The 22,454-nt window shown below is 62.0% G+C and carries 19 protein-coding genes; 17 read left to right on the top strand and 2 right to left on the bottom strand.

Going from position 1 to position 22,454, the window contains the following annotated elements; all coding sequences use genetic code 11:
• Positions 1-10 precede the first annotated feature (10 nt).
• The 12 genes from IFT98_RS03985 to IFT98_RS04040 all read left to right on the top strand — a co-directional run bounded on the left by IFT98_RS03985 (position 11) and on the right by IFT98_RS04040 (position 14,462).
• Entirely contained in the window at positions 11-1,291 is a 1,281-nt protein-coding gene (locus tag IFT98_RS03985; RefSeq protein ID WP_197976557.1) for an HlyD family type I secretion periplasmic adaptor subunit, read from the top strand.
• Positions 1,288-2,706 (top strand): TolC family outer membrane protein, encoded by a 1,419-nt coding sequence (locus IFT98_RS03990; RefSeq protein ID WP_192047226.1) that lies wholly within the window; start codon positions 1,288-1,290, stop codon positions 2,704-2,706. The genes IFT98_RS03985 and IFT98_RS03990 overlap by 4 nt, the downstream gene beginning before the upstream one ends.
• Before the next feature lie 327 nt (positions 2,707-3,033).
• A complete protein-coding gene (gene gmd / locus IFT98_RS03995) occupies positions 3,034-4,065 on the top strand; it encodes a GDP-mannose 4,6-dehydratase (protein WP_122714154.1) in 1,032 nt (343 codons plus the stop codon).
• A complete protein-coding gene (locus IFT98_RS04000; RefSeq protein ID WP_192047225.1) occupies positions 4,065-4,961 on the top strand; it encodes a GDP-mannose 4,6-dehydratase in 897 nt (298 codons plus the stop codon). The genes gmd and IFT98_RS04000 overlap by 1 nt, the downstream gene beginning before the upstream one ends.
• Entirely contained in the window at positions 4,962-6,107 is a 1,146-nt protein-coding gene (locus IFT98_RS04005) for a glycosyltransferase family 4 protein (protein ID WP_192047224.1), read from the top strand.
• On the top strand, positions 6,104-7,219 hold the full coding sequence (locus IFT98_RS04010; protein WP_192047223.1) for a glycosyltransferase family 4 protein: 1,116 nt from the start codon (positions 6,104-6,106) through the stop codon (positions 7,217-7,219). Before IFT98_RS04005 ends, IFT98_RS04010 begins: the two co-directional genes overlap by 4 nt.
• Before the next feature lie 24 nt (positions 7,220-7,243).
• A complete protein-coding gene (locus IFT98_RS04015; RefSeq protein WP_192047222.1) occupies positions 7,244-8,215 on the top strand; it encodes a UDP-glucose 4-epimerase family protein in 972 nt (323 codons plus the stop codon).
• Positions 8,212-9,222 (top strand): MraY family glycosyltransferase, encoded by a 1,011-nt coding sequence (locus IFT98_RS04020; protein ID WP_192047221.1) that lies wholly within the window; start codon positions 8,212-8,214, stop codon positions 9,220-9,222. The genes IFT98_RS04015 and IFT98_RS04020 overlap by 4 nt, the downstream gene beginning before the upstream one ends.
• 100 nt (positions 9,223-9,322) lie before the next feature.
• Positions 9,323-11,323, top strand: a complete 2,001-nt coding sequence (locus tag IFT98_RS04025) for a polysaccharide biosynthesis protein (protein WP_192047220.1) — start codon at positions 9,323-9,325, stop codon at positions 11,321-11,323.
• A 530-nt stretch (positions 11,324-11,853) separates the two neighbouring features.
• Complete coding sequence (locus IFT98_RS04030; protein ID WP_192047219.1) at positions 11,854-12,750, top strand: glycosyltransferase family 2 protein; 897 nt, start codon at positions 11,854-11,856, stop codon at positions 12,748-12,750.
• Positions 12,751-12,766: 16 nt separating this feature from the next.
• Positions 12,767-13,402, top strand: coding sequence for a CatB-related O-acetyltransferase (locus tag IFT98_RS04035; RefSeq protein WP_122714147.1), 636 nt, complete (start codon positions 12,767-12,769; stop codon positions 13,400-13,402).
• A 169-nt stretch (positions 13,403-13,571) separates the two neighbouring features.
• A complete protein-coding gene (locus IFT98_RS04040) occupies positions 13,572-14,462 on the top strand; it encodes a glycosyltransferase (protein ID WP_192047218.1) in 891 nt (296 codons plus the stop codon).
• Positions 14,463-14,907: 445 nt separating this feature from the next.
• On the opposite strand, the gene IFT98_RS04045 is transcribed toward IFT98_RS04040, so the two are convergent.
• The gene (locus IFT98_RS04045; protein WP_192047217.1) at positions 14,908-16,113 is read right to left on the bottom strand and encodes an O-antigen ligase family protein; all 1,206 of its coding nucleotides are present in this window, start codon (positions 16,111-16,113) and stop codon (positions 14,908-14,910) included.
• 297 nt (positions 16,114-16,410) lie between these two features.
• Between IFT98_RS04045 and IFT98_RS04050 the strand changes: the two genes are divergently transcribed.
• A complete protein-coding gene (locus IFT98_RS04050; protein ID WP_192047216.1) occupies positions 16,411-16,734 on the top strand; it encodes a ComEA family DNA-binding protein in 324 nt (107 codons plus the stop codon).
• Between the two features lie 18 nt (positions 16,735-16,752).
• Here the strand turns inward: IFT98_RS04050 and IFT98_RS04055 are convergent, their stop codons facing one another.
• The gene (locus tag IFT98_RS04055; RefSeq protein ID WP_192047215.1) at positions 16,753-18,033 is read right to left on the bottom strand and encodes a glycosyltransferase; all 1,281 of its coding nucleotides are present in this window, start codon (positions 18,031-18,033) and stop codon (positions 16,753-16,755) included.
• A gap of 449 nt (positions 18,034-18,482) precedes the next feature.
• Here IFT98_RS04055 and IFT98_RS04060 point away from each other — a divergent pair, with 449 nt between their 5' ends.
• The 4 genes from IFT98_RS04060 to IFT98_RS04075 all read left to right on the top strand — a co-directional run bounded on the left by IFT98_RS04060 (position 18,483) and on the right by IFT98_RS04075 (position 22,449).
• Positions 18,483-18,944 carry a histidine kinase gene (locus IFT98_RS04060; RefSeq protein ID WP_192047214.1) on the top strand — a complete coding sequence of 154 codons (462 nt, stop codon included), beginning with the start codon at positions 18,483-18,485 and terminating at the stop codon, positions 18,942-18,944.
• Between the two features lie 302 nt (positions 18,945-19,246).
• A complete protein-coding gene (locus IFT98_RS04065; RefSeq protein WP_192047213.1) occupies positions 19,247-20,542 on the top strand; it encodes an MFS transporter in 1,296 nt (431 codons plus the stop codon).
• 283 nt (positions 20,543-20,825) lie between these two features.
• Positions 20,826-21,824: a 2-dehydro-3-deoxygalactonokinase gene (locus IFT98_RS04070; RefSeq protein WP_192047212.1), complete on the top strand. Its 999-nt coding sequence runs from the start codon at positions 20,826-20,828 to the stop codon at positions 21,822-21,824.
• Position 21,825: 1 nt separating this feature from the next.
• Entirely contained in the window at positions 21,826-22,449 is a 624-nt protein-coding gene (locus IFT98_RS04075; RefSeq protein WP_192047211.1) for a 2-dehydro-3-deoxy-6-phosphogalactonate aldolase, read from the top strand.
• Positions 22,450-22,454 lie beyond the last annotated feature (5 nt).

Raw genomic sequence — 22,454 nt, forward strand, 5'->3', positions numbered from 1 at the left:
CTTCGATGACATGCCCACGTCCGATCGCGGCATTAGGCGCATTGGCATGACTATCGTGTTTGTCACCTTTGGCATCTTCGGTACATGGGCTGCGGTAGCACCGTTGGGAAACTCAGTGCACGGCGTGGGAAATGTCACCGTGCAGAGCTATCGCAAGACCGTTCAGCATCTGGAGGGCGGCATCGTCAAGGAGCTGCTCGCCCGCGACGGTGACATGGTCAAGCAAGGTGACCCGCTGATCGTGCTGGATGAAGGGCAGTTGAGCAGCGAGTACGAATCGACCCGCAATCAATTGATCGTGGCTCGCTACAAGGAAGCGCGTTTGCGTGCAGAGCGCGACGGCTTGCAAGCCATCCCGCCCGTGGTTCTGACGGGCACGGATTCGGAGCGGGCGCAGGAAGCGTTGGCCGGTGAGCAGCAGGTGTTCAGTGCTCGGCACGATTCGCGGTTGAGCGAAATCTCTGTTCAGCGCGAGCGTATCAGTCAGCTTAAACAGCAGATCTTGGGTCTGCAGGACATGATCAGGACGAAGCAGAACCTCGAGAAGTCCTATAGCGGCGAGATTGTCCAGCTCAAGGATCTGCTTTCCCAGGGTTTTGTAGACAATCAAAGGTTGCTGGAACAGCAGCGCCGTCTGGACATGCTCAAGACGGAAGTGGCCGACCACCAGTCTACTATCGTGAAAACCCGCCTGCAGATCAGCGAAACGGAAATGCAGATCGTGCAGTTGAACAAGAAATTCAGCTCGGACGTGGCCAATGAGTTGTCGGGCGTGCAGGCTCAGGTGTTCGACCTGCAAGAGAAGGAGAGCGCATTGAGCGATCGCCTGTCTCGTGTAGTCATCCGGGCGCCAGAGAGTGGCATGGTGCTGGACATGAAAGTGCACACGGTCGGCGGCGTTGTCAGTGCGGCCACTCCACTGCTGGATATCGTGCCTGCGTCTGCCGAACTCATCGTCGAGGCACACGTTGCACCGAACGATATCGATCGCCTATCGCTGGGCAAGAAAGCCGACATCCGCTTCAGTGCGTTCAACAACTCGACTACGCCTGTGATCGAGGGCGAGGTGACGCGTATTTCGGCTGACGCCCTGAAGGACGAACGCTCGGGTGAGCCCTACTACCTGGTGCGCGTGAAGGTTTCCGACGATGGCATGAAGAAGCTCGGCGATCGCAAGTTGCAACCGGGGATGCCTGCTGAGGTGCTGATCAATGCCGGTGACCGCACCATGCTCGAATATCTGCTCAAGCCCGCTCAGAACATGTTCGCCACGTCGATGATCGAGGAATGACTGTGTCGCGTTTGTTACCTGGTGTGATGTTTAGCATGTTGGCGTTGCAAGCCGTTGGCGCCGAACCGCTGGTTCCCAACGATGTCCCGCCCAAGCCACCGGTGTCGGCTTCGACCTACGCACTGGACCTGGCCGGGCTGTACCGTGAGGCGCGTCTGGAAGACCCGCGGGTGCTGGCGGCCTACGCGCGGGCGCGGTCTGCTTCCGAGCAGCAGCGCGAAGCCTTGGGCGGCTTGCTGCCGCAGTTGTCGGCGCAGAGCAATTTCAACCGGATTTTGCGCAAGGACGACGCGGCGCGTGAGATCTACGACAACAAGAGCTATTCCCTGAGCCTGACTCAGTACCTGTACAACAAGACCGCCTGGGAAGGCTGGCAGAAGGCCAAGAGCGTCACGGCGCAGAAGGGCGCCCAGGCCGAAGATTCCCACGCCGAGGCTACGGTGGATCTGGCCAAGCGATACTTCATCGCGTTGGCCGCCGATGACGAGCTGGAGCTGGTGCAGGCCGAGCGTCGGGCTACGCAGAAGAACCTTGATCGGATCAACATGCTCTACGAGCGGCAGATGGCCAAGATCACCGATCAGCTCGACCTCAAGGCGCGGGTCGATGCCCTGGCTGCGCAGGAAGTGGATGCGCGCAACCAGGTGCAGGTCAGTCGTGAGGCGTTGTCCGAGATCGTCGGTCGGCGAATCGACGAGCGGTTGAGTCGGGTGCGCAACGACGTGGCGTTGCAGGCGCCGACTGTGCCGCTGGCCAATTTTGTGTCCCAGGCCATGGATGCCAACCCCTTGCTCAAGGCCTACCAGAGTGGCGCCGAGGCCGCCGATGCGGCGGTGCGCGAAGGCAAGGGCGGGCATTATCCTCAACTGAGTGTGAGCCTGAGCGCTCAACAGAGCGACGTCGGCTACGACAATACCTTGACGCCTCGCAGCGACAGCTATGTGGCAACCCTGGGGGTGAGGGTGCCTATCTACAGCGGTGGTTCCACCTCGGCGCGGGTTCGGGGTTTGTACGATGACCAACTGGCTGCCGAGCAGGAACTTGAAGGTGTGCGCCGGCAGGTGGTGAAGGAAACGACTACTTCCTACCTGACCGCCCAGGCCAGTGTGGAAAAGATTCGCGCGAACAAGAATGCATTGTCTTCGGCGCAACAGTCGAGCGTGGCGGCGCAGAAGGCGTTTGCCTATGGCGTGGTGAATGCGGTGGACGTGTTGACCAGTGTGCAGAACGAGTTCAAGGCGCGCAGGGATTTGTTGAGGTCGCAGTACGACTTCATTACCAATCTGTTCATGTTGAATCGTTGGAGTGGCAAGTTGAACCAAGAGAGTGTCGACAGTGTCAACGTCTGGCTCAGCCCCGAGCCGGAACAAGGTTTGCCTGGTGGTGATGTTGCCAAGGTGAAAACCAAACCCTGATTGATGCTGTATCGCTGATGTAACAACTCTGTAGAAACTGTGTGGAAACCTTTGTGGGAGCGGTCAGTGGCCGCGAAAGAAACACCGCGGGGTATCGGTTAATCCGTGGTGTTCTTTTCGCGGCCACTGACCGCTCCCACTGGGTGTGCGGCGTGTGCGGCGTGACGGCGGGGGAATGGTGCCGGTGTTGGAGGCTGGGCTGAGCTTGCGGGTATATGTATACTCCGCGCTTTGTTAAGTCGAGCGCCGGTGCTTTGCGCGGCCGCAAGCGTTGTTCGGTTTCTCTTTCGCTGCCTTGTCGGCACTAAATGGAGTTGGTTAATTCGCATGAAAGCTATTGTCACTGGTATCACTGGTCAAGATGGCGCCTACCTGGCGGAACTGCTGCTGGAAAAGGGCTACACCGTATACGGCACCTACCGCCGTACCAGCTCCGTCAACTTCTGGCGTATCGAAGAGCTGGGTATCCAGAACAACCCTAACCTGCACTTGGTCGAGTACGACCTGACCGACCTGTCTGCCAGCATCCGTCTGCTGCAGACCACTGAAGCTACCGAGGTCTACAACCTCGCAGCGCAGAGCTTCGTCGGTGTTTCGTTCGAGCAGCCGCTGACCACCGCCGAAATCACCGGCCTGGGCGCTGTCAACCTGCTGGAAGCCATCCGCATCGTCAACCCGAAGGCGCGCTTCTACCAGGCTTCGACTTCCGAGATGTTCGGCAAGGTGCAGGCGATTCCTCAGATCGAGGAAACCCCGTTCTACCCGCGCAGCCCTTACGGCGTGGCCAAGCTGTACGCCCACTGGATGACCATCAACTACCGCGAGTCGTACGGCATCTTCGCTACCAGCGGCATCCTGTTCAACCACGAGTCGCCTTTGCGCGGCCGTGAGTTCGTGACCCGCAAGATCACCGACACCGTCGCCAAGATCAAGCTGGGCCTGCAGGAAACCCTGGAGCTGGGCAACATCGACGCCAAGCGCGATTGGGGTTTCGCCAAGGAGTACGTCGAAGGTATGTGGCGCATGCTGCAGGCCGACGAGCCGGACACTTTCGTGTTGGCCACCAACCGTACCGAAACCGTGCGTGACTTCGTCACCATGGCCTTCAAGGCCGTGGACATCGAGATCAAGTGGCAGGGCGAAGCTGAGTCCGAGCAGGGCCTGTGCGCCAAGACCGGCAAGGTGCTGGTGTCGGTCAATCCGAAGTTCTACCGCCCAACCGAAGTTGACCTGCTGATCGGCAACCCGGCCAAGGCCAAGGCCGTATTGGGTTGGGAGCCGAAAACCTCGCTGGAAGAGCTGTGCCGGATGATGGTCGAGGCTGACCTGCGCCGCAACGAGAAAGGGTTTTCGTTCTAATGGCTAATGTCGGCAAACGCGCATTGATCACTGGTATCCAGGGTTTCACCGGCCGCTACATGGCCGCCGAGTTGCAGGCCCATGGGTATGAAGTCATCGGTCTGGGCAGTCAGCCGTCGGAGGAGCCGGGTTACTACCAGGCCGATCTGAACGATGCGCCCAGGCTCAGCGCGTTGCTGGCAGAGCTGCAGCCCGATTACGTGGTTCACCTCGCCGCATTGGCGTTCGTGGGCCATGGCGTGGCTGATGCGTTCTATCAGGTCAACCTGATCGGCACGCGCAACCTGCTCGAAGCGGTCGCCGCTTCGGGCAAGGCGCCTGAATGTGTATTGCTGGCCAGTAGCGCCAATGTGTATGGCAATGCATCCGAAGGCATGCTGGACGAAGGCACGGCCCCCGCGCCGGCCAACGATTACGCCGTCAGCAAGCTGGCCATGGAATACATGGCCAGCTTGTGGCAAAACCGCTTGCCCATTGTCGTCACCCGGCCGTTCAACTACACCGGGGTGGGGCAGGCGGACAATTTTCTGTTGCCCAAGATCGTCTCGCACTTCCGCCGCAAGGCCGAAGTGATCGAGCTGGGCAACCTCGACGTGTGGCGCGATTTCAGCGACGTACGCGCGCTGGTCGCGGCCTACCGTGGGCTGCTGGAAAACAAGCCCTTGGGGCAGACCGTCAATGTCAGCTCGGGTGTCACCCATTCGCTGCGTGAAGTGATCGAGTTATGCGAAAGCATCACCGGCCATTCCATCCGTGTGGAAGTGAACCCCGCATTCGTGCGCGCCAACGAAGTGAAGACGCTGTGCGGTGACAACTCCCGCCTGCGTTCGCTGGTGGGCGACTGGCAGACCCCGCCGTTACGCGACACCCTGCAATGGATGTTGGCTGCCCAATAAATGAAGGTCGTCCTTTCCGTCGAGCCTGTGCGCTTTCCGCTGACGGGCATTGGGCGTTATACCTATGAGCTGGCGCGACGCCTGCAGAGCAGTCCGGAAATAACTGACCTGCAGTTCTTTGCCGGGCGCAGCTTCTTGCCGGTGCTGCCCAGTGCGGCGGACGCTTCCGGCAGCGGCTACAGCCTCAAGCGGGCAGTGCAGAAGAACTTTCTGGCCATCGAGGCCTATCGTCTGCTGATGCCATTGCTCAAGGCCCGAGCCCTGAAAGGGCATGGCGATTATCTGTATCACAGCCCCAATTATTACCTGCCGCCGTTCAAGGGGCCGCGCATCGCGACCTTTCACGACCTGTCGCCGTTTACCTGGTCCCAGTGTCACGCGCCGCAGCTGGCGCGCTACCTGCAGAAAGAGCTGCGGCTGACCTTGAAGCGTGCGGACCGCCTGATCACCGATTCCGAATTCACCCGGCGTGAACTGGCCGAGTACTTCGATTGGCCGCTCGAGCGGATCGATACCGTGCCGCTGGCCAGTTCGCCGGAGTTTCATCCGCGCAGCGCGGCGCAAACCGCTGCAGTGCTCGGGCGCTACGGGTTGAGCCACGAAGGCTACAGCCTGTTCGCCGGCACCATCGAGCCGCGCAAGAACATCGAGACGCTGCTCACGGCCTACGAAACGCTGCCGCTGGCCACGCGCCAACGCTGGCCGTTGATCCTGGCCGGCTACCGAGGCTGGCAGAACGAGGCGATCTTTGCGCGCATCGAGTCGGCGCAGCGCCAGGGCTGGGCGCGTTATCTGGGTTTCGTCCCGGCCGAGGACTTGCCGGTACTGTTCGCGGGCGCGCGGTTGTTCGCTTTTCCGTCGTTGTACGAGGGGTTCGGCCTGCCAGTGCTGGAGTCGATGAGTTCGGGCGTGCCGGTGGTCTGTGCCAACAATTCGTCTCTGCTGGAAGTGGCGGGCGAGGCGGCGCTGATGTGCGAGGCGATGGATATCGACACCTTGGCGCGGCACATGGCCAAGGCTTTGGAAGATGATCCATGGCGCGCCGAGGCTCGGCAACGGGGCCTGGCTCACGCTGAGGGATTCTCCTGGGACCGCTGCGCCGCCCAGACGCTGACATCCTATCGCCGCACGTTGGAAAGCCGATGATCAAGGTGCTGCACTTTTTCAAGACGTACTTTCCCGATTCCATGGGCGGTATCGAGCAGGTCATCTTTCAGCTGGCAGAGGGATGTGCCGCGGGCGGTGTGCAGTCCGAGGTGTTGTACCTCAGCGAGCGCGGCGCGGCGCGTGGCGAACGGGTAGGGCACCATGTGGCCCACCGTGCCAAGCTCGATTTGCACGTGGCCTCGACCGGGTTTTCCTGGTCGGCGCTGGGCGATTTCAAGGAGCTGGCCAGCCAGGCGGATCTGATTCACTACCACTTTCCGTGGCCGTTCATGGACCTGGTGCATTTTGCCAGCCGCACCGGCAAGCCGTCGGTGGTCAGTTATCACTCCGACATCATCAAGCAGAAGACCCTGCTCAAGTTGTATCAGCCGTTGATGAATCGCTTCCTCGGGTCCATGGACCGCATCGTCGTGTCCTCACCCGACTACGCGGCCAGCAGCCCGGTGCTGCAGCGCTTCACCGAAAAATTGTCAGTCATCCCGTTCGGCCTCGATCCCGCCACATACCCCACGCCGTCTGCCGAGCGCCTGGCGCATTGGCAAGCGCGTTTTCCCGGCAAGTTCTTTCTCTTCGTCGGTGCGCTGCGCTACTACAAGGGGTTGAACTACCTGCTCGATGCTGCCAAGGCGACCGGCTTGCCGGGGGTGATTCTTGGGGGTGGCCATCTGGAAGCTGAGCTCAAGGCCTATGCCCAGCAGCTTGAAGTGAGCAACGTGCATTTTCTCGGTGGCTTGCCGGATGAAGACAAGGCGGCGCTGCTGACCCTGTGCCACGCCTTCGTGTTTCCGTCGCACCTGCGTTCCGAGTCGTTCGGTATTTCGCTGCTCGAAGGCGCCATGTATGGCAAGCCGATGATCTCGTGCGACATCGGCAGTGGCATGAGCTACATCAACCTGGCCGGTGAAACCGGATTGGTGATCCCCCCGCGCGATCCCCGGGCGCTGGCGGCGGCCATGCAGACACTGTGGAACGATGAAGCCCTGGCCAGTGGAATGGGCGCCGCTGCGGCGCGTCGCTTCCAGCAGGTGTTCACCGCGCAGGGGATGGCGGACAGTTATGTGCAGTTGTATCACGACGTATTGCAGCGTTAATCCATTCGACCAAGGTGCTCGCCCATGATCTCGAAAGCTGTTTTGGTAACTGGCGCGTCGGGTTTTGTCGGTGCCGCCGTCGCGACTCGACTGGTGCGGCTGGGCTGCCCGATCACCCGTGCCGCGGTGCGCCGCGCCTACACCAAGCTGCCCATTGGGGTGGAAGGCTGCGTGGTGCCCACCCTGGCTGCCGACACCGATTGGACCAGCGCGCTGGCCGGCATTGACAGTGTGGTGCACGCCGCTGCGCGTGTGCACGTGATGCGCGAGTCGCACGCCGATCCCTTGTCCGAATATCGCCGGGTGAATGTCGAAGGCACGCTGAACCTTGCCCGCCAGGCCGCGCAGGCCGGGGTGCGGCGCTTTGTTTTCATCAGTTCGATCAAGGTCAATGGCGAAGCCACCGAGCCGGGCCAGCCGTTTCGTGCCGACGACGAGCCGTCTCCTCGCGATGCCTACGGCATTTCCAAGCTGGAAGCGGAAGTGGGCTTGAGAGCATTGGCGCAAAGCACCGGGATGGAGCTGGTGATCATTCGCCCGGTGCTGGTGTACGGGCCAGGCGTGCGCGCGAATTTCCAGACGCTGCTGCGGCTGGTGAGCAGCGGTGTGCCGCTGCCTTTCGGCAAGACCAACAACCGTCGCAGCCTGGTGGCGCTGGATAATCTGGCGGACCTGGTGTGCACCTGCCTGGAACATCCGGCAGCGGCCAATCAAACCTTTCTGGTCAGTGATGGCGAGCCGGTGTCCACTGCGAACCTGGTGCGCGCCATGGCTGCGGCGATGGGCAAGCAGCCGCGGTTGCTTGATGTGCCGTTGCCGTGGATGAGCCGCGTGGCCAATGCCCTGGGGCAGGGTGCAGTGACGCAACGGCTGTTCGACTCCCTGGAAGTCGACATCGACAAGAATCACCAGTTGCTGGGCTGGCAGCCGTCCACCTCCATGGCCGATGCGCTGGCCGCCACGGCGCGGCCCTACGTGGCAGCGCGCCGTCGATGAGCCTGCTGGTATGGCTGCTGGTCGTGCTGGTGCTTGCCTACGGGCTGACGTTCGCTCTGCGTCGCTACGCGCTGGCGCGCAGCCTCATGGACGTACCCAACGCGCGCAGTTCCCACACGGTGCCGACCCCGCGCGGCGGTGGCGTGGCGATCGTGCTGGTGTTCCTGGCCGCCATCAGCGGGCTGGCGCTTTGGGGAATGCTCGAAAGCCATGTCTGGCTGGCCCTGTTCGGCAGTGGGGCGCTGGTGGCCGTGGTGGGTTTTCTCGATGACCACAATCACATTGCCGCGCGCTGGCGCTTGCTTGGCCACTTTGCGGCCGCCGCCTGGGCCCTGCTGTGCCTGGGTGGCATGCCTGGCGTAGTCGGTGCGGTCGACGGGCTTGCCGCGTTGTGGTGGGTATTCGGCCTGTTGTATCTGGTGTGGATGCTCAACCTCTACAACTTCATGGACGGCATCGACGGGATCGCCAGTGTCGAGGCTATCTGCGTGTGCGCCGGAGCCTGTTTGATCTATGCGCTTGGCGGGCATGCGCAGCTGATGTGGCTGCCGGCCGTGCTGGCGGCGGCGGTGTCGGGCTTTCTGCTGTGGAACTGGCCGCCGGCGAAGATTTTCATGGGCGATGCGGGAAGCGGTTTTCTCGGGCTGGTGCTGGCGGTGCTGTCGGTTCAGGCAGCCTGGGTTAAGCCGGCTTACTTCTGGGGGTGGGTGATCCTTTTGGGTGTGTTCATCGTCGACGCCACGTTCACCTTGCTGCGGCGTTTGCTGCGCGGTGACAAGGTGTATCAGGCTCATCGAAGCCACGCCTATCAGTACGCCTCGCGGGTCTACGGGCGGCATCTGCCGGTGACCGTAGCGACGGCGTTGATCACGCTTGGCTGGCTGTTGCCCTGGGCCATTGCTGTGACGGTTTTCGGTCTGAACCCCGTGCTAGGCACCTTTATTGCGTACATCCCTTTGTTGTGGCTGGCTTTTCGTTATCATGCGGGGGAATTGGAACGCGCATGAAATTGCGTTCGCGCACTGGTGCAATCGGCTGATCGCACTTAAGGTTACGTAGTTGCTACAACCGACCGTCACGGTCAGGGGCCATTCGGGTCGAATACTGATGGATAGAATACGTACACGCTTGCTGGGTTTGCCACGTCGCCAGAAGCGCATGCTGCAAGTGGTAGCGGACATCGTGCTGGTCTGGGTTGCGCTGTGGATGGCCTTTCTGGTGCGCCTGGGCATCGAGGACATGTACAACCCGATCCGCGAGCATGAGTGGCTGTTCGTGGCAGCGCCGTTCGTGGCCATACCGCTGTTCATTCGTTTCGGCATGTATCGCGCGGTGATGCGCTACTTCGGCAACGACGCACTGGTGGCCATCGTCAAGGCGGTCAGCCTGTCGGCGCTGATCCTGGCGGTGGTGGTGTATTGGTACAGCAACCACCAGACGGTGGTGCCGCGCTCGATCATCTTCAATTATTGGTGGATCAGCCTGGTCATCATCGGCGGCCTGCGCCTGGCCATGCGCCAATACTTCATGGGCGACTGGTTCAACGCCGTGCACAACGTGCCGTTCGCCGGGCGTGACGACCGTTTGACCAAGGTGGCGGTGTACGGCGCCGGCGTTGCAGGCAACCAGCTGGTCGCCGCACTGCGCATGGGTAGGGTGATGCGTCCTGTGGCGTTCATCGACGACGACCCGAGCATTTCCGACCGAGTGATTGCCGGCATTCAGGTGTTCAAGCCCAAGCATATCCAGCGCATGATCGATCTGACCGGCGCCGAGGAGCTGCTGCTGGCGCTGCCGTCGACGTCGCGCTCGCGTCGTCGCGAGATTCTCAGTTTCCTCGAAGGCTTTCCGCTGCACGTGCGCAGCGTGCCCAATTTCACCGCGCTGGCCAGTGGTGAGGTGAAGGTCGACGACATTCAGGAAGTGGACATCGCCGACTTGCTCGGGCGCGATTCGGTGCCTGCGCAGGATGACCTGCTGGAGCACTGCATTGCCGGCAAGTCGGTGCTGGTAACCGGGGCAGGGGGGTCGATCGGCTCCGAGCTGTGCCGGCAGATTCTCGGCCTTGAGCCGGCGCTGCTGATTCTGCTGGATCATGGCGAATTCAATCTGTACACCATCAGCGGCGAGCTGGAGCAGCGTGCTGCCCGTGAAGGGTTGCACGTGCAGATGCTGCCGACCTTGGGCACGGTGCGCGACCAAGCCAAGCTGCTCGGGGTGATGACCACCTGGAAGGTGGACACGGTGTACCACGCGGCGGCCTACAAGCATGTGCCGATGGTGGAACACAACATCGCCGAGGGTGTGCGCAACAACGTGCTGGGTACGCTGAACTGCGCCCAGGCGGCGTTGCAGGCGGGGGTGGCCAACTTTGTGTTGATCTCCACCGACAAGGCGGTGCGCCCTACCAATGTGATGGGCAGCACCAAGCGCCTGGCCGAAATGACCTTGCAGGCGCTGAGCCGTGAAGTGGCGCCGGTGTTGTTCGGCGACCCGGCCAACGTGGCGCGGGTGAACAAGACGCGCTTCACCATGGTGCGTTTCGGCAATGTGCTGGGGTCGTCGGGATCGGTGATTCCGTTGTTTCACAAGCAGATCAAGTCGGGCGGGCCGGTGACGGTGACCCATCCGAACATCACCCGCTATTTCATGACCATTCCCGAGGCTGCGCAGTTGGTGATCCAGGCGGGGTCGATGGGGCGCGGCGGTGAGGTGTTCGTGCTGGACATGGGCGAGCCGGTGAAGATCATTGATCTGGCGCAGAAGATGATTCACTTGTCGGGCTTGAGCATTCGGTCCGAGCAGAATCCCCAAGGGGATATCGGCATCGAGTTCACTGGGCTGCGGCCGGGTGAGAAGCTGTATGAGGAATTGCTGATTGGTAACAACGTGGTGGCCACCCGTCATCCGATGATCATGAGTGCCCATGAGGATCATTTGTCATGGGAAGGGCTGAAGGGCGAGTTGACCGCTTTGCTGCGCGCACTGGATGACACTGACTTCGACCGGGTCCGCGAGATATTGCAGGAAGCCGTGAGCGGCTATGCCCCCGAAGGTGAAATCGTCGATTGGCTGCACATCCACCAGCACCGCGGCACCCCTGACTGACCCCACCCTGCGCGAACCCGCTCCCCTGTAGGAGCGGTCCGTGGCCGCGAAAGCCACACCGCGGTCTCACTGACCCACCGCGGTGTCATTTTACGGGACGAACGCGCCCCCCATCCTGTGGGAGCGGTCAGTGGCCGCGAAAGCCGCACCGCGGTCTCACTGACCCACCGCGGTGCCCTTTTCGCGGCCGATGACCGCTCCCACAGAAGGATCGCGCGCCCCCTCCACCCCTGTAGGAGCGGTCCGCGGCCGCGAAAGCCACCCCGCAGTCTCCCTGACCCACCGCGGTGTCAGTTTACAGGACGAACGCGCCCCCCACCCTGTGGGAGCGGTCAGTGGCCGCGAAAGCCGCGCCGCGGTCTCACTGACCCACCGCGGTGCCCTGTTCGCGGCCGATGACTGCTTCCACGGGTGGTCCGCAGGATCTGGCTGGACCTCCAGGCACTGGTCGACAATCGGCTACGGATCGCCCATCATGCAGCGCTGCCGATACCAGGCCGCACATACCCGAACCAGTCGTTGCCGATAAAATGACCGACATACTTTCCGAACCTGCCGTTCGAGCCGATGTGGTGGATCTTCCCCTCGTCTCGATAGTGGCGCCGTGCTACAACGCTGAAAAGTTTCTCGAAGAGGCGGTGGCCAGCATCTTCGCCCAGGATTATCCGAATTTCGAAGTGATCATCGTCGACGACGGTTCCAGTGACCGCAGCATCGAGATGCTCACCGCGCTGCAGGCGACCTACGACTTCCAGTTGCTGCAGCAAACCAACCAGGGTGTCAGCGCCGCGCTCAACTTCGGCTTGCAGCACGCCCGCGGCAAATACGTCTCCACGCCGGACCTGGACGACATCATGCTCGCCCACTCCCTGCGCGTGCGCGTCGACTACCTCGAACAGAATCCGGAAGTCGGCGCGGTAGGTGCATTGATCACCTACATGGACACCCAGGGCAATGCCCTCAAGGACCAGACGCACACGCGCATCCGCCGCATGGATTTCGCCGACATCCTCGCCAATGCCCGGGTCTGCGGCGCGCCGGTGTCGCTGTACCGCATGGACGTGCTGCGCAAGGCCAAGTTCTACGACCCGGCCATCAAGGTCCAGGATTTCCAGATCACCCTGCGCATTGCCGAGCAGGGCGTCGAGATCCACATGCTGCCGGTGATCGTGACTCGCTATCGGCGCCATCCGCACAACCTGTCGCGCCGCTACAAGACCCTGCTCGAAGCCGACATGCGCGCCATCGAGCCCTATCGCGGGCTCCCCGGCTACGAGCGCGGCCGCGCCAAGCTGGTCAACAAGGCGTTGAAATACGCGGTGGTGGAAGACAAGAAGGATGCGCTGCGACTGCTGCGCTCCATCCCGCTCAAGCTATGGGACCGCACCACGTTTCGCCGTCTCAAGCGTCTGGTGCTGCATTGGTAAGTAAGGAAGTGCGTCGATGAAGTGGTGGGACCGGTTGAAGAAAAGGAAGGTTCGCAAGCACCTCGGGCAGTTCGAGAAGCTGTTTCGTGGGCCCGAGCGAATTCGCATGCGCTACCCCCAGTATGCAATCGGGGTGGGCACCTACGGCATTCCCGACGTGCAGGAATTCGGTGACGACACCACGCTGAAAGTTGGCAACTACACCTCGATCGCCGAAGGCGTGAAGATTCTGCTCGGCGGTGGCCACCGCACCGATTGGGTGTCGTGCTTTCCGTTTCCGTTGATCATCGACGAGGTCAAGGACGTGCCGGGCGCAGCGCCCACCAAAGGCGATGTGATCATCGGCAGCGACTGCTGGCTGTGCGCCAATGTTTTGATTCTGTCTGGTGTGACAGTTGGCCATGGCGCGGTGGTTGCAGCCGGCGCGGTCGTGACCAAGGACATACCGCCCTATGCCGTGGTGGGCGGCAACCCGTGTCGGTTCATCAAGTGGCGTTTCGAAGAAAGCGTAAGGCAGGCACTGCTGGCCTCGGCGTGGTGGGACTGGCCCGTGGCCGAGGTCAAGGCGGTCGCCCATCTGCTGTGCAGCGACGACCTCGAGGCGTTTCTGGCCTATGCCCGCAACCGCCAGCCCATAGCTGTGTCTGGCTGAGGTCGTTGGAAGTGTCACGCGCTGATCGGCGTTGCGAACAAGGCCTGACAGTCATTGGGGTCATGCATTGTTACAATGCGAATGGCCCTGCCGATTGGCTCGGCCGCTCGTCGTACCTAGAGTGCCTACCTTCGCGTAGGCACGGCATCACTTTTTCAGAGCAACGAATATGAACACGTCCACCTCCGACAATCGAAAGCAGCCCCTGGTGTCGGTGATCATCGCCTCGTACAACCATGCGCCGTATATCGAGGCCTCGATCGGCAGCGTGCTGGCGCAGACCTACGCTAACATCGAGTTGCTGGTGGTGGACGATGGCTCGACCGATGGCAGCGTCGAGCTGCTGCGCAAGCTCAGTGCCGAGCATGGTTTCGATCTGCGCGTGCAGGAGAACAAGGGGCTGTCGCGGACGCTGAACGAGTCGGTGGCACGCTGCCAGGGCAGCCTGGTGGTGCCGTTCGGGTCGGACGACGTGATGTTCGCCCATCGTATCGCCACTCAGGTGGCGTACATGGAAGGCAAGCCCGAGGTGGGCATCTGCTCGGCCAATACCGAGATCATCGATGCGACCGGCAAGGTGATGTGCGAGCGTGAACAGCGCAAGCGCAACGAGCCGTTCCGCCGGCTGGATTTCGACGACATGTTCATGGACCGCAAGCCAGGGCCGACCGCCGCCACGCTGATGTTCCGTCGCGAGGCGCTGGAGAAGGTAGGGGGGTTCGATCCGGAGATTCGCCTGGAAGATGTCTATATCGAATTGGCGGTGACTCGCGCGGGCTACTTCATCGATGTGCTGGGTGAGCCCCTGGCGCAGTACCGCAAGCATGCGACCAACACCTACAAGAATGGCCGCTTCATGGTCGAGAACGTGCTCAAGACCTACGCCGTCTACCGCGAGCACCCGGCGTACGAGCAGGTGCGCTGGCGCTTCCTCAATTCGATGTTCTTGAAGTATGCGCGCAAGGACAAGCGCCTGAGCAAAGAGCTGCTGGGGATGATTCCGGTTCGAGCCTGGAACAGGAAAACCCTGCGCGGCATGATCCGTATGGTGTTTGGCTGAAATCCGCGTGCCCCGCTGACGCGGCTCGCGCCGCTGCTACAGGGATCGCGGTCCGCACCCCTGTGGGAGCGGTCCGTGGCCGCGAAGGGCGCGCTGCGGTGCATCAGGCAATCCGCGTAACCCTTTTCGCGGCCGATGACCGCTCCCACAGAAAAATCCAGGCACCCCTGTGGGAGCGGTCCATGGCCGCGAAGGGTGCGCTGCGGTGCATCAGGCAATCCGCGTAACCCTTTTCGCGGCCGATGACCGCTCCCACAGAAGAATCCAGGCACCTCTGTGGGAGCGGTCCGTGGCCGCGAAGGGTGCGCTGCGGTGCATCAGGCAATCCGCGTAACCCTTTTCGCGGCCGATGACCGCTCCCACAGAAGAATCCAGGCACCCCTGTGGGAGCGGTCTGTGGCCGCGAAGGGCGCGCGGCGGTGCATCAGGCAATCAGCAATGTCATTCAAACGGCCTTGGCAGGGCGGCTGAGGCGGTTGCCCCAGTGGCAGAGCCACTGCGCATACACCAGGGCCATCGGGATCCAGATCAGGAACCAGTGCTCTTTGGGGCGCGACATGAAGGCGCTGCCTTCGGTCAGTCCCGAGGCAAACCCGAACACCAGCCAGGTTGCAGCCAACACCACCTGCGGTTCCCGCCGATTCATCCAGCAGAAGCGCATGGCCAGACCATACAGCACCATCCACAGACTCAGCCCTGCAACGCCGCCGATGTACAGCACGCCCAGTTCGATATTGTGCGGGTCGGCCAAGGTGTACGGCAGACCTGGGATGACGATGGTCATCTCCGAATCATATCCGCGCCCCAACCAGGGGTTTTCGCCGATCTGACGCAACGATTCCATCCAGATTTCCGGCCGGTAGGACGCCCCGCGCGAGGTCAGGACGTCTGGCATCACTACGTACAGCGCTGCGATCCCCAGCAGTGCAATGGCAATCGCCAGCCCGCCGCGTTTCTTGTTTCCCGCCGCCATCAGCCACAGCAATGCCGCCGCCATGCCGATGATCGGCGTCCGCGAACCCGTGGCGATCAACGTCACGCCCAGTACCGCCAGGCACCCCAGCGCCAATGGATTCCACGGATTGCGTCCGATGTACCAGGTGGCCAGCCAGACACTGGCAAAGGCGCCGAACACATGGGCGCTGAGCAGGGGATTGTAGAGCGCTCCATACCCATCCAGACGGCTGCCCAGGGACGCGCCCTGCACCCCATAGAAGTAGATCAACGACAAACCGGCCGCTGCCGTGGCGATCACTGCCGCTGCACGGGTGAGTTGCGCCAGTCGCGCGGGCACCTTCAGCGCGATCAGGCCGGCCGAGAGCAGCACCATGGCGATGTAGAGCGGCCGCTTGAACAGCGAGCCGAAGTCTTCGCCGTCTGCGGCCCAACTCACACTGAGCAGGATGTAGGCGCTGAACGCCACGAAGGCAAGGAACATCGGGTTGCGCACCAGCGCCTTGAACGGACCTGGCTGCAACGCCAGGGCGAGCAGGGTGGGCACCGCCAGGAAGATGTAGAACAGTTTGTGATACAGAGAACGATCCCACGCCCAGAACATGCCGGTCATGATGACCAGCCAGCCGATGGGGAGCACATAGGCGTTCAGCACGTGCACCGTACGCTCGCGCACGGAAGTACTCTGGGATTGCATGAGAGGTTGTCTGTCCATAGGCCTTGGCAGTGAAGTGTTGGGGGCGGGTGGATTGTACGTGGATGTGACTTTGCATCAACACAGAAGGTCCGAACGCCGAAAAATCCTGCGGCTTGGTGCAGCTCACACACGTCCTTACACATGCCCTCGACTCTCCGAGCGCCCGCACAGGCCTGCGTCAGGTCGGTGCGACACGTCGTGCAACAGGGTGACACTGGAACATATTCCAGGCCGGTCTAGGGTTGGCAGGCGGCTCGGGAATGCCGCACTTCCCTTTCAAGTCATGGAGCAAAAGCAATGCGCAAGATCCTCTTTCCTGCACTGGCGCTGGCATTCTTCGCCAGCACCGCGGTGCCCATACTGAGCCCGGCGGCCATGGCGGCGCCTGCCGCGTCGTCATCGGTCGTCCATCCAGGGCTGCCGGGCAGGGTCAACCTCAATACGGCCGACGCCGAAACGCTCAAGAGGGAACTCTCCGGAGTAGGCCTGACCAAGGCGACTGCCATCGTCAAGCACCGACAGACCTACGGGCCATTCGACTCGGTCGAAGAGCTGCTGGAGGTCACGGGCATCGGCAAGACCTTGCTGGATCGCAACCGCGACAAGCTTGTGGTCAATTGACGATGCGCCGCGCAGGGTTCAGTTGGAACTGACCAGACGCAGTTTGAACCGGTCGGGAATCACCGCCTCGACGATGTCGGCAGCCCGCTGGGTGCCGCCCATCAGGTGAATGGCATCGGCCAGGTTCTCAAGGTCGGGCCATTGATTCTCCAGCAAATGACGCATGTGTTCCGCCAACACCCGGCTGCTGCTGTGCCGGCTGGCGTGCACGCCGGAACCGCTGTAGGCCACCCGCGCCGCAACGCCTGGCTGGTCGGCGGCGATGGGCAAGGCCAGTATCGGCGTTTCTGCCACGACGGCCTCGAGCACGATGTCGAGGTCGCCGTGGGTCACCAGCACGTCGGCGTACTGCAACAACATGGGCTGGTCGGCGAAATCCGTGACCCAGGTCGCGCCGTGCCGGAGCAACTGGTCGCTTTGCCGATGGGTCAGCCCGCCGCAATGCATCACCAGCAACTGTGCATCGATTGATTTGCAAGCCTGGGCGATGCGTTTGAACAGGCTCATCCGGTTGCCATGCAGTCGGCCGAGAGTCGCGAAAACGAAAGGTCGAGTGTTGTCCAGGGTGTAGGGCAGGTGGTTTGTCTCATCCGAGACCCGGCGCAAGGGGCCGACCTCATGGAACCAGGGTGGCAGGTTGGGCCGCGGAAAATCGAACTCCAGCACGGTCTGGCTGATTTGTGCCAAGGGCGACAGGCACTGGTGCAGGCCTTCGCGCACGCTCAGCCCGAGTGCCACCGACTGGCGGGCGATGGCTCTGCGCAATGGCTTCATGACCCAGTCATGCCGGCGCTCGGCGCGCGCATACCGCTCGACAGCGTCTTCGCCGCGCTCGTACGGGTAGGGCAACACGGCCAGGGGTACGGTTACGTCCTCGCGGTTGACCGGCAGTGCGCAGGCAATGGACACGAACGGCAGTCCAAGCGACTCTGCCACCAGTCCGCCCGCCGCCTCCATCTGGTCACAGAGCACTGCGTCGATGCGTTCTTCGCGCAGGGCGTTGGGCAACTCTTCACAGAGCATCTGCGTGACTTGCGCCATATCGGCATAGGTACGTCGCTGGCCAAGTAAAGTGTCGAAATTGGCCGCCAGTGCCAGGCTTTTTGCCAGGCTTCCGGCAGGGAAGCGTTCCTGGCCGACAATGCGGAATTTGACTTGGTTGGAATGCAAGAGATGACGCGCGTCGGGTTGGTGGAAGAACGTCACGCTGTGCCCGCGCTCGATCAACTCGATTGCCAGGTTTTCAAGTGGTTGGAAGTGGCTTGGCAAGGGTGGAGCGATAATGGCAAAGCGGATCATTGTCGACTCCCGCGCGTTCGGCTGCACACAATGCGTCAAGTCCTCTCTCTACGGCAAGCAGGGCCTGCTGTACGCTGATGCAGCTACCGTGAATCAGGGGAGGGTTTGAAGCTATGAGCGTAGGGCCTTCCAGCTTGTTCCGTATTGACTGTGGAAATGTGTCTCGACAAGGCGCTCGCCGTCGGAAAAGTGCTTGGTATACTTTCAGTAATAAAGAAATAAAACATTGAAAAACATCGGCTTGCAGGCAAACTCAAATGTAGTTTGTGATTTATCGTCAAATGCTCGACGTTTTCCGTTCCGAACTGCCGTTTTGGAGAGTAAGCTTGCCGGCGGGCCACCCCCTGGGGGTGATAATCATTGGAAGCCGCGGGTTGGATTGCACCCGCTGTAGTGGCTTGGCGAGGCGGGTAAGGGATCGTCCTGCGCCGACGCCTGGGAAGTGGATGATGGCTGACAAGAGATTGCGGATTCTGATTGCCGACGAGTTGGATCAGCAGGCGGTGCAGATCGAACGAACGCTCAATAACCTGGGCTACTTCAGGGTAGTGCCGGTGGGTTCGCTCGATGAATTGCTGACCATGGTGCAAAGCGCTTACGAGCCCTTCGATCTGTTGATTGCCAACACTGACATGGCCGTGCGCTCGGGTGTCGATCTGCCTCGGTTCTGCAAGAACAGCGAGCATGTCCGCCACGCATTGCTGTATGAGAGCCAGAAGCGCGTCGAAACCGAACTGGCCGACCCGGGTGGTGAACCTCTGAGCACCAGCGTAACTCTGCTGCCAGACCGGGACGCCCTGCAGACCTTCATGGCCATCGTCGAGTCGCCCAAGGCACCGCCGGAACACCGTGTGCGTGTGATCGGCGATGGTGTCCGCGCACGCAAGTCGCTCAGCTCGCCGCCTCTGTAGGAGCGGTCGTCGGCCGCGAATCGGGCATTGCGGTGTATCAGTTAGTCTGCGGCGTCCTTTTCGCGGCCGCTGACCGCTCCTACGGGATACGTGATTGTCAGCAGATGCCTTGTTGGAGCGGTCTTTGGCCGCGAATCCGGCGCAGCGGTGTATCAGGCCATCGACGGCGTCCCTTTCGCGGCCGCTGACCGCTTCTACGGGATGGCGGTTTATAGCGCCTGCCACGCCTGACGGTTTTTGCTATCCTGCGCGCCTTTGACAGGCGCGAGGATACGCGCCGTCGGCCACCAGCGGATTTGCCCATGCCTGCCGATAGCTCTGCCCAGCCATTGCTGCTCAACCGCAGCGACCACAAGACCCTCGGTCTGGCGGCCCTTGGTGGCGCGCTGGAAATCTACGACTTCATCATCTTCGTATTTTTCGCCCTGACCCTCAGCCAGCTGTTCTTCCCGCCGCAGATGCCCGAGTGGCTGCGCCTGCTGCAGAGCTTCGGCATCTTCGTGACCGGTTATCTGGCCCGCCCGCTGGGCGGCATCCTGATGGCGCATTTCGCCGATCGCTTGGGACGCAAGCGAGTGTTCAGCCTGAGCATTCTGATGATGGCGGTACCCTGCCTGCTGATTGGCATGATGCCTACCTATGCGCAGATCGGTTACTTCGCGCCGCTGCTGCTGCTGGCCCTGCGCATTCTGCAGGGCGCTGCCGTGGGCGGCGAGGTGCCCAGCGCCTGGGTGTTCGTGGCCGAGCACGTGCCGCTGCGTCGACGAGGCTATGCCTTGGGCTTTCTCCAGGCGGGGCTGACCTTTGGCTATCTGCTCGGCGCATTGACTGCCACCGTGCTGGCGCGGGTGTACACCCCACAGGAAATCCTCGATTGGGCGTGGCGTTTGCCTTTCCTGTTGGGCGGCGTATTTGGCGTGGTGGGCGTGTGGCTGCGCCGCCTGCTCAGTGAGACACCGGTGTTTCTGGCCATGCGTGCGCGCAGTGAGCAAGTCAGCGAATTCTCCTTGCGCACCGTGCTGCGCGAACACCGCGCCTCGCTGATCCCGGCGGTGCTGCTGACGTGTGTGCTGACCTCGGCCGTGGTGGTGCTGGTAGTGATTACGCCCACAGTGATGCAGCAGCGCTTCGGCCTGGATGCCCGACACACCTTCGCGCTGAGTAGCCTGGGTATCGTCTTCCTCAACGTCGGCTGCGTGCTGGCTGGCCTGCTGGTCGATCGTATCGGCGCCTGGCGTGCGTTGGTCCTTTATAGCGTGCTGCTGCCATTGGGCATCACCGCCCTCTATGCCAGCCTGGTTGCCGGGGTCGGCAGTCTGGCCGTGGCCTACGCGCTGGCCGGTCTGGGGTGTGGGGTAGTCGGGGTGGTGCCGTCGCTGATGGTCGGCCTGTTCCCGGCGAAGGTGCGTGTCTCGGGCATTTCGTTTACCTACAACATCGCGTACGCGCTGTGGGCGAGTACCACGCCGCTGCTGCTGATCGCCCTGATGCCTTGGAGCCCATGGGTGTGCGTAGGCTATTGCCTGGTGATGGGTGCGGTCGGTGTCGGCACCGCCTGGCTCTTTGGCAGACGCCGACCTCTTCAGGCCTACGCCTGACCCCAAACGAACCGGCCACCAGGCCGGTTTTTTTATGCCTCGATCCCAAGAATGCTGCGGTGCTGGTGTGGGAGCGGTCCGTGGCCGCGAAAGATTCACCGCGATTCAGCTGACACACCGCGGCGCTCTTTTCGCGGCCGATGACCGCTCCCACGGGGGATTTTTGCTTGTAAAATCCCTATATATGAGATTGATAATTATATATTGAGATTTCTATCCAAATAGATTTATAGTCGACCATCACACACCGCCACTCACTACCAAAAACAAACAAGGTGAAGCGATGCAGCCGCAACTCGTTGCACTCGATTGGGGAACCAGTTCCCTGCGAGCCTATCTGCTCGGCCCTGATGGCCACGTACTCGACCAGCGCTCGCTGGATCGCGGCATCATGCAGTTGTCCAACACCCCTCGTACCATTTCAGGCGAATCGACCACTGATGGCTTCGAGTTGACCTTCGACGAAGCCTGCGGCGACTGGCTCGACGCTTTTCCTGACGTTGCCGTGATCGCCTGCGGCATGGTCGGCAGCGCCCAGGGTTGGCACGAAGTGCCGTATTGCCAGAGCCCGGCGCAGGCCGCCGATGTGGCCGCCGGGATGGCTCGCGTGCGGACCCTCAGGGGTATCGATGTGCACCTCGTGCCCGGCGTCCTGCAACGTTCGGCACTGCCCAACGTCATGCGCGGCGAGGAAACCCAGATCTTCGGTCTGCTGCAGTCGCTGCCTGCGGCCGAGCGCGACCAGACCTTGCTGGTCGGCCTGCCCGGCAGCCACTCGAAGTGGGCGAGGGTGGTCGAGCAGCGCATCGAGCATTTCGACACCTTCATGACCGGCGAATTGTTCGCCGCAGCCAGTGCCCACACCATTCTCGGTCGCACGCAGAAGCGCAGTGCGTCGTTCGACAGCGCCGCGTTCGAGCGCGGTGTAGCCGTGGCGACGTCGCGCGAGGGCAGCATCGGCGTGCTCTCGACGATGTTCAGTGCGCGCAGCCTGGGCCTCACCGGCCAGTTGGCGAGCAGCGAGCAGGCTGACTATCTGTCCGGCCTGATGATTGGCCATGAACTGCGCGCGCTGGCTGAAATGCTGCGCCAGCGCAGCGGGCAGGAGTCGCTGCCGGCCGTGGTCCTGATCGGCAGCAGTGCGTTGTGCCAGCGCTATCGGCAGGCATTGGCCCTGTGTGGCTTCAACAGCGTCAGCCTGGCCGAACAGGCCACCGAACGCGGTCTCTGGAGCCTGGCGCTGGCCGCCGGGCTCGTCGTTCAACAGCTCCAAGAGGTTTGACATGCTCAAGCAAGCAATGGCCCAGAACGGGCTGATCGCCATTTTGCGCGGCCTGCGCCCCGAAGAGTCGGTGGCCATCGGCGAGGTGCTGTACAGCGCCGGGTTTCGCATCATCGAGGTACCGCTCAACTCTCCGCAGCCTTTCGACAGCATTCGGCTATTGCGCAACAGTTTGCCTGCCGATTGCCTGATCGGTGCCGGAACGGTGCTGTCGGCCGAACACGTGCAACAGGTCAAGGCGGCGGGAGGGCAGTTGATCGTCATGCCGCACAGCGATCCTGCAGTGCTCAAGGCCGCCAAGGAAGCCGGCATGTTCCTCGCGCCGGGCGTGATGACGCCAACCGAAGCCTTCGCCGCGCTGGCCGCCGGTGCCGACGTGTTGAAACTGTTCCCGGCCGAGTCGCTGACGCCGGCCGTGGTCAAGGCGCTGTTGGCGGTGCTGCCCAAAGGGACGGCGCTGGTGCCGGTGGGTGGCATCAGCCCGGACAACATGCAGCCGTTTCTCGATGCCGGCGTGGCCGGGTTTGGCCTGGGCTCGGGCCTGTTCAAGCCGGGCATGACGGTGCAGCAGGTGGCCGAAAACGCCAAGGCGTACGCCCAGGCCTGGCAATCATTGAAAGGCTGACACGT

The sequence above is a fragment of the Pseudomonas sp. CFBP 8770 genome (genome assembly GCF_014841705.1).
Classification (GTDB): Bacteria; Pseudomonadota; Gammaproteobacteria; order Pseudomonadales; family Pseudomonadaceae; genus Aquipseudomonas.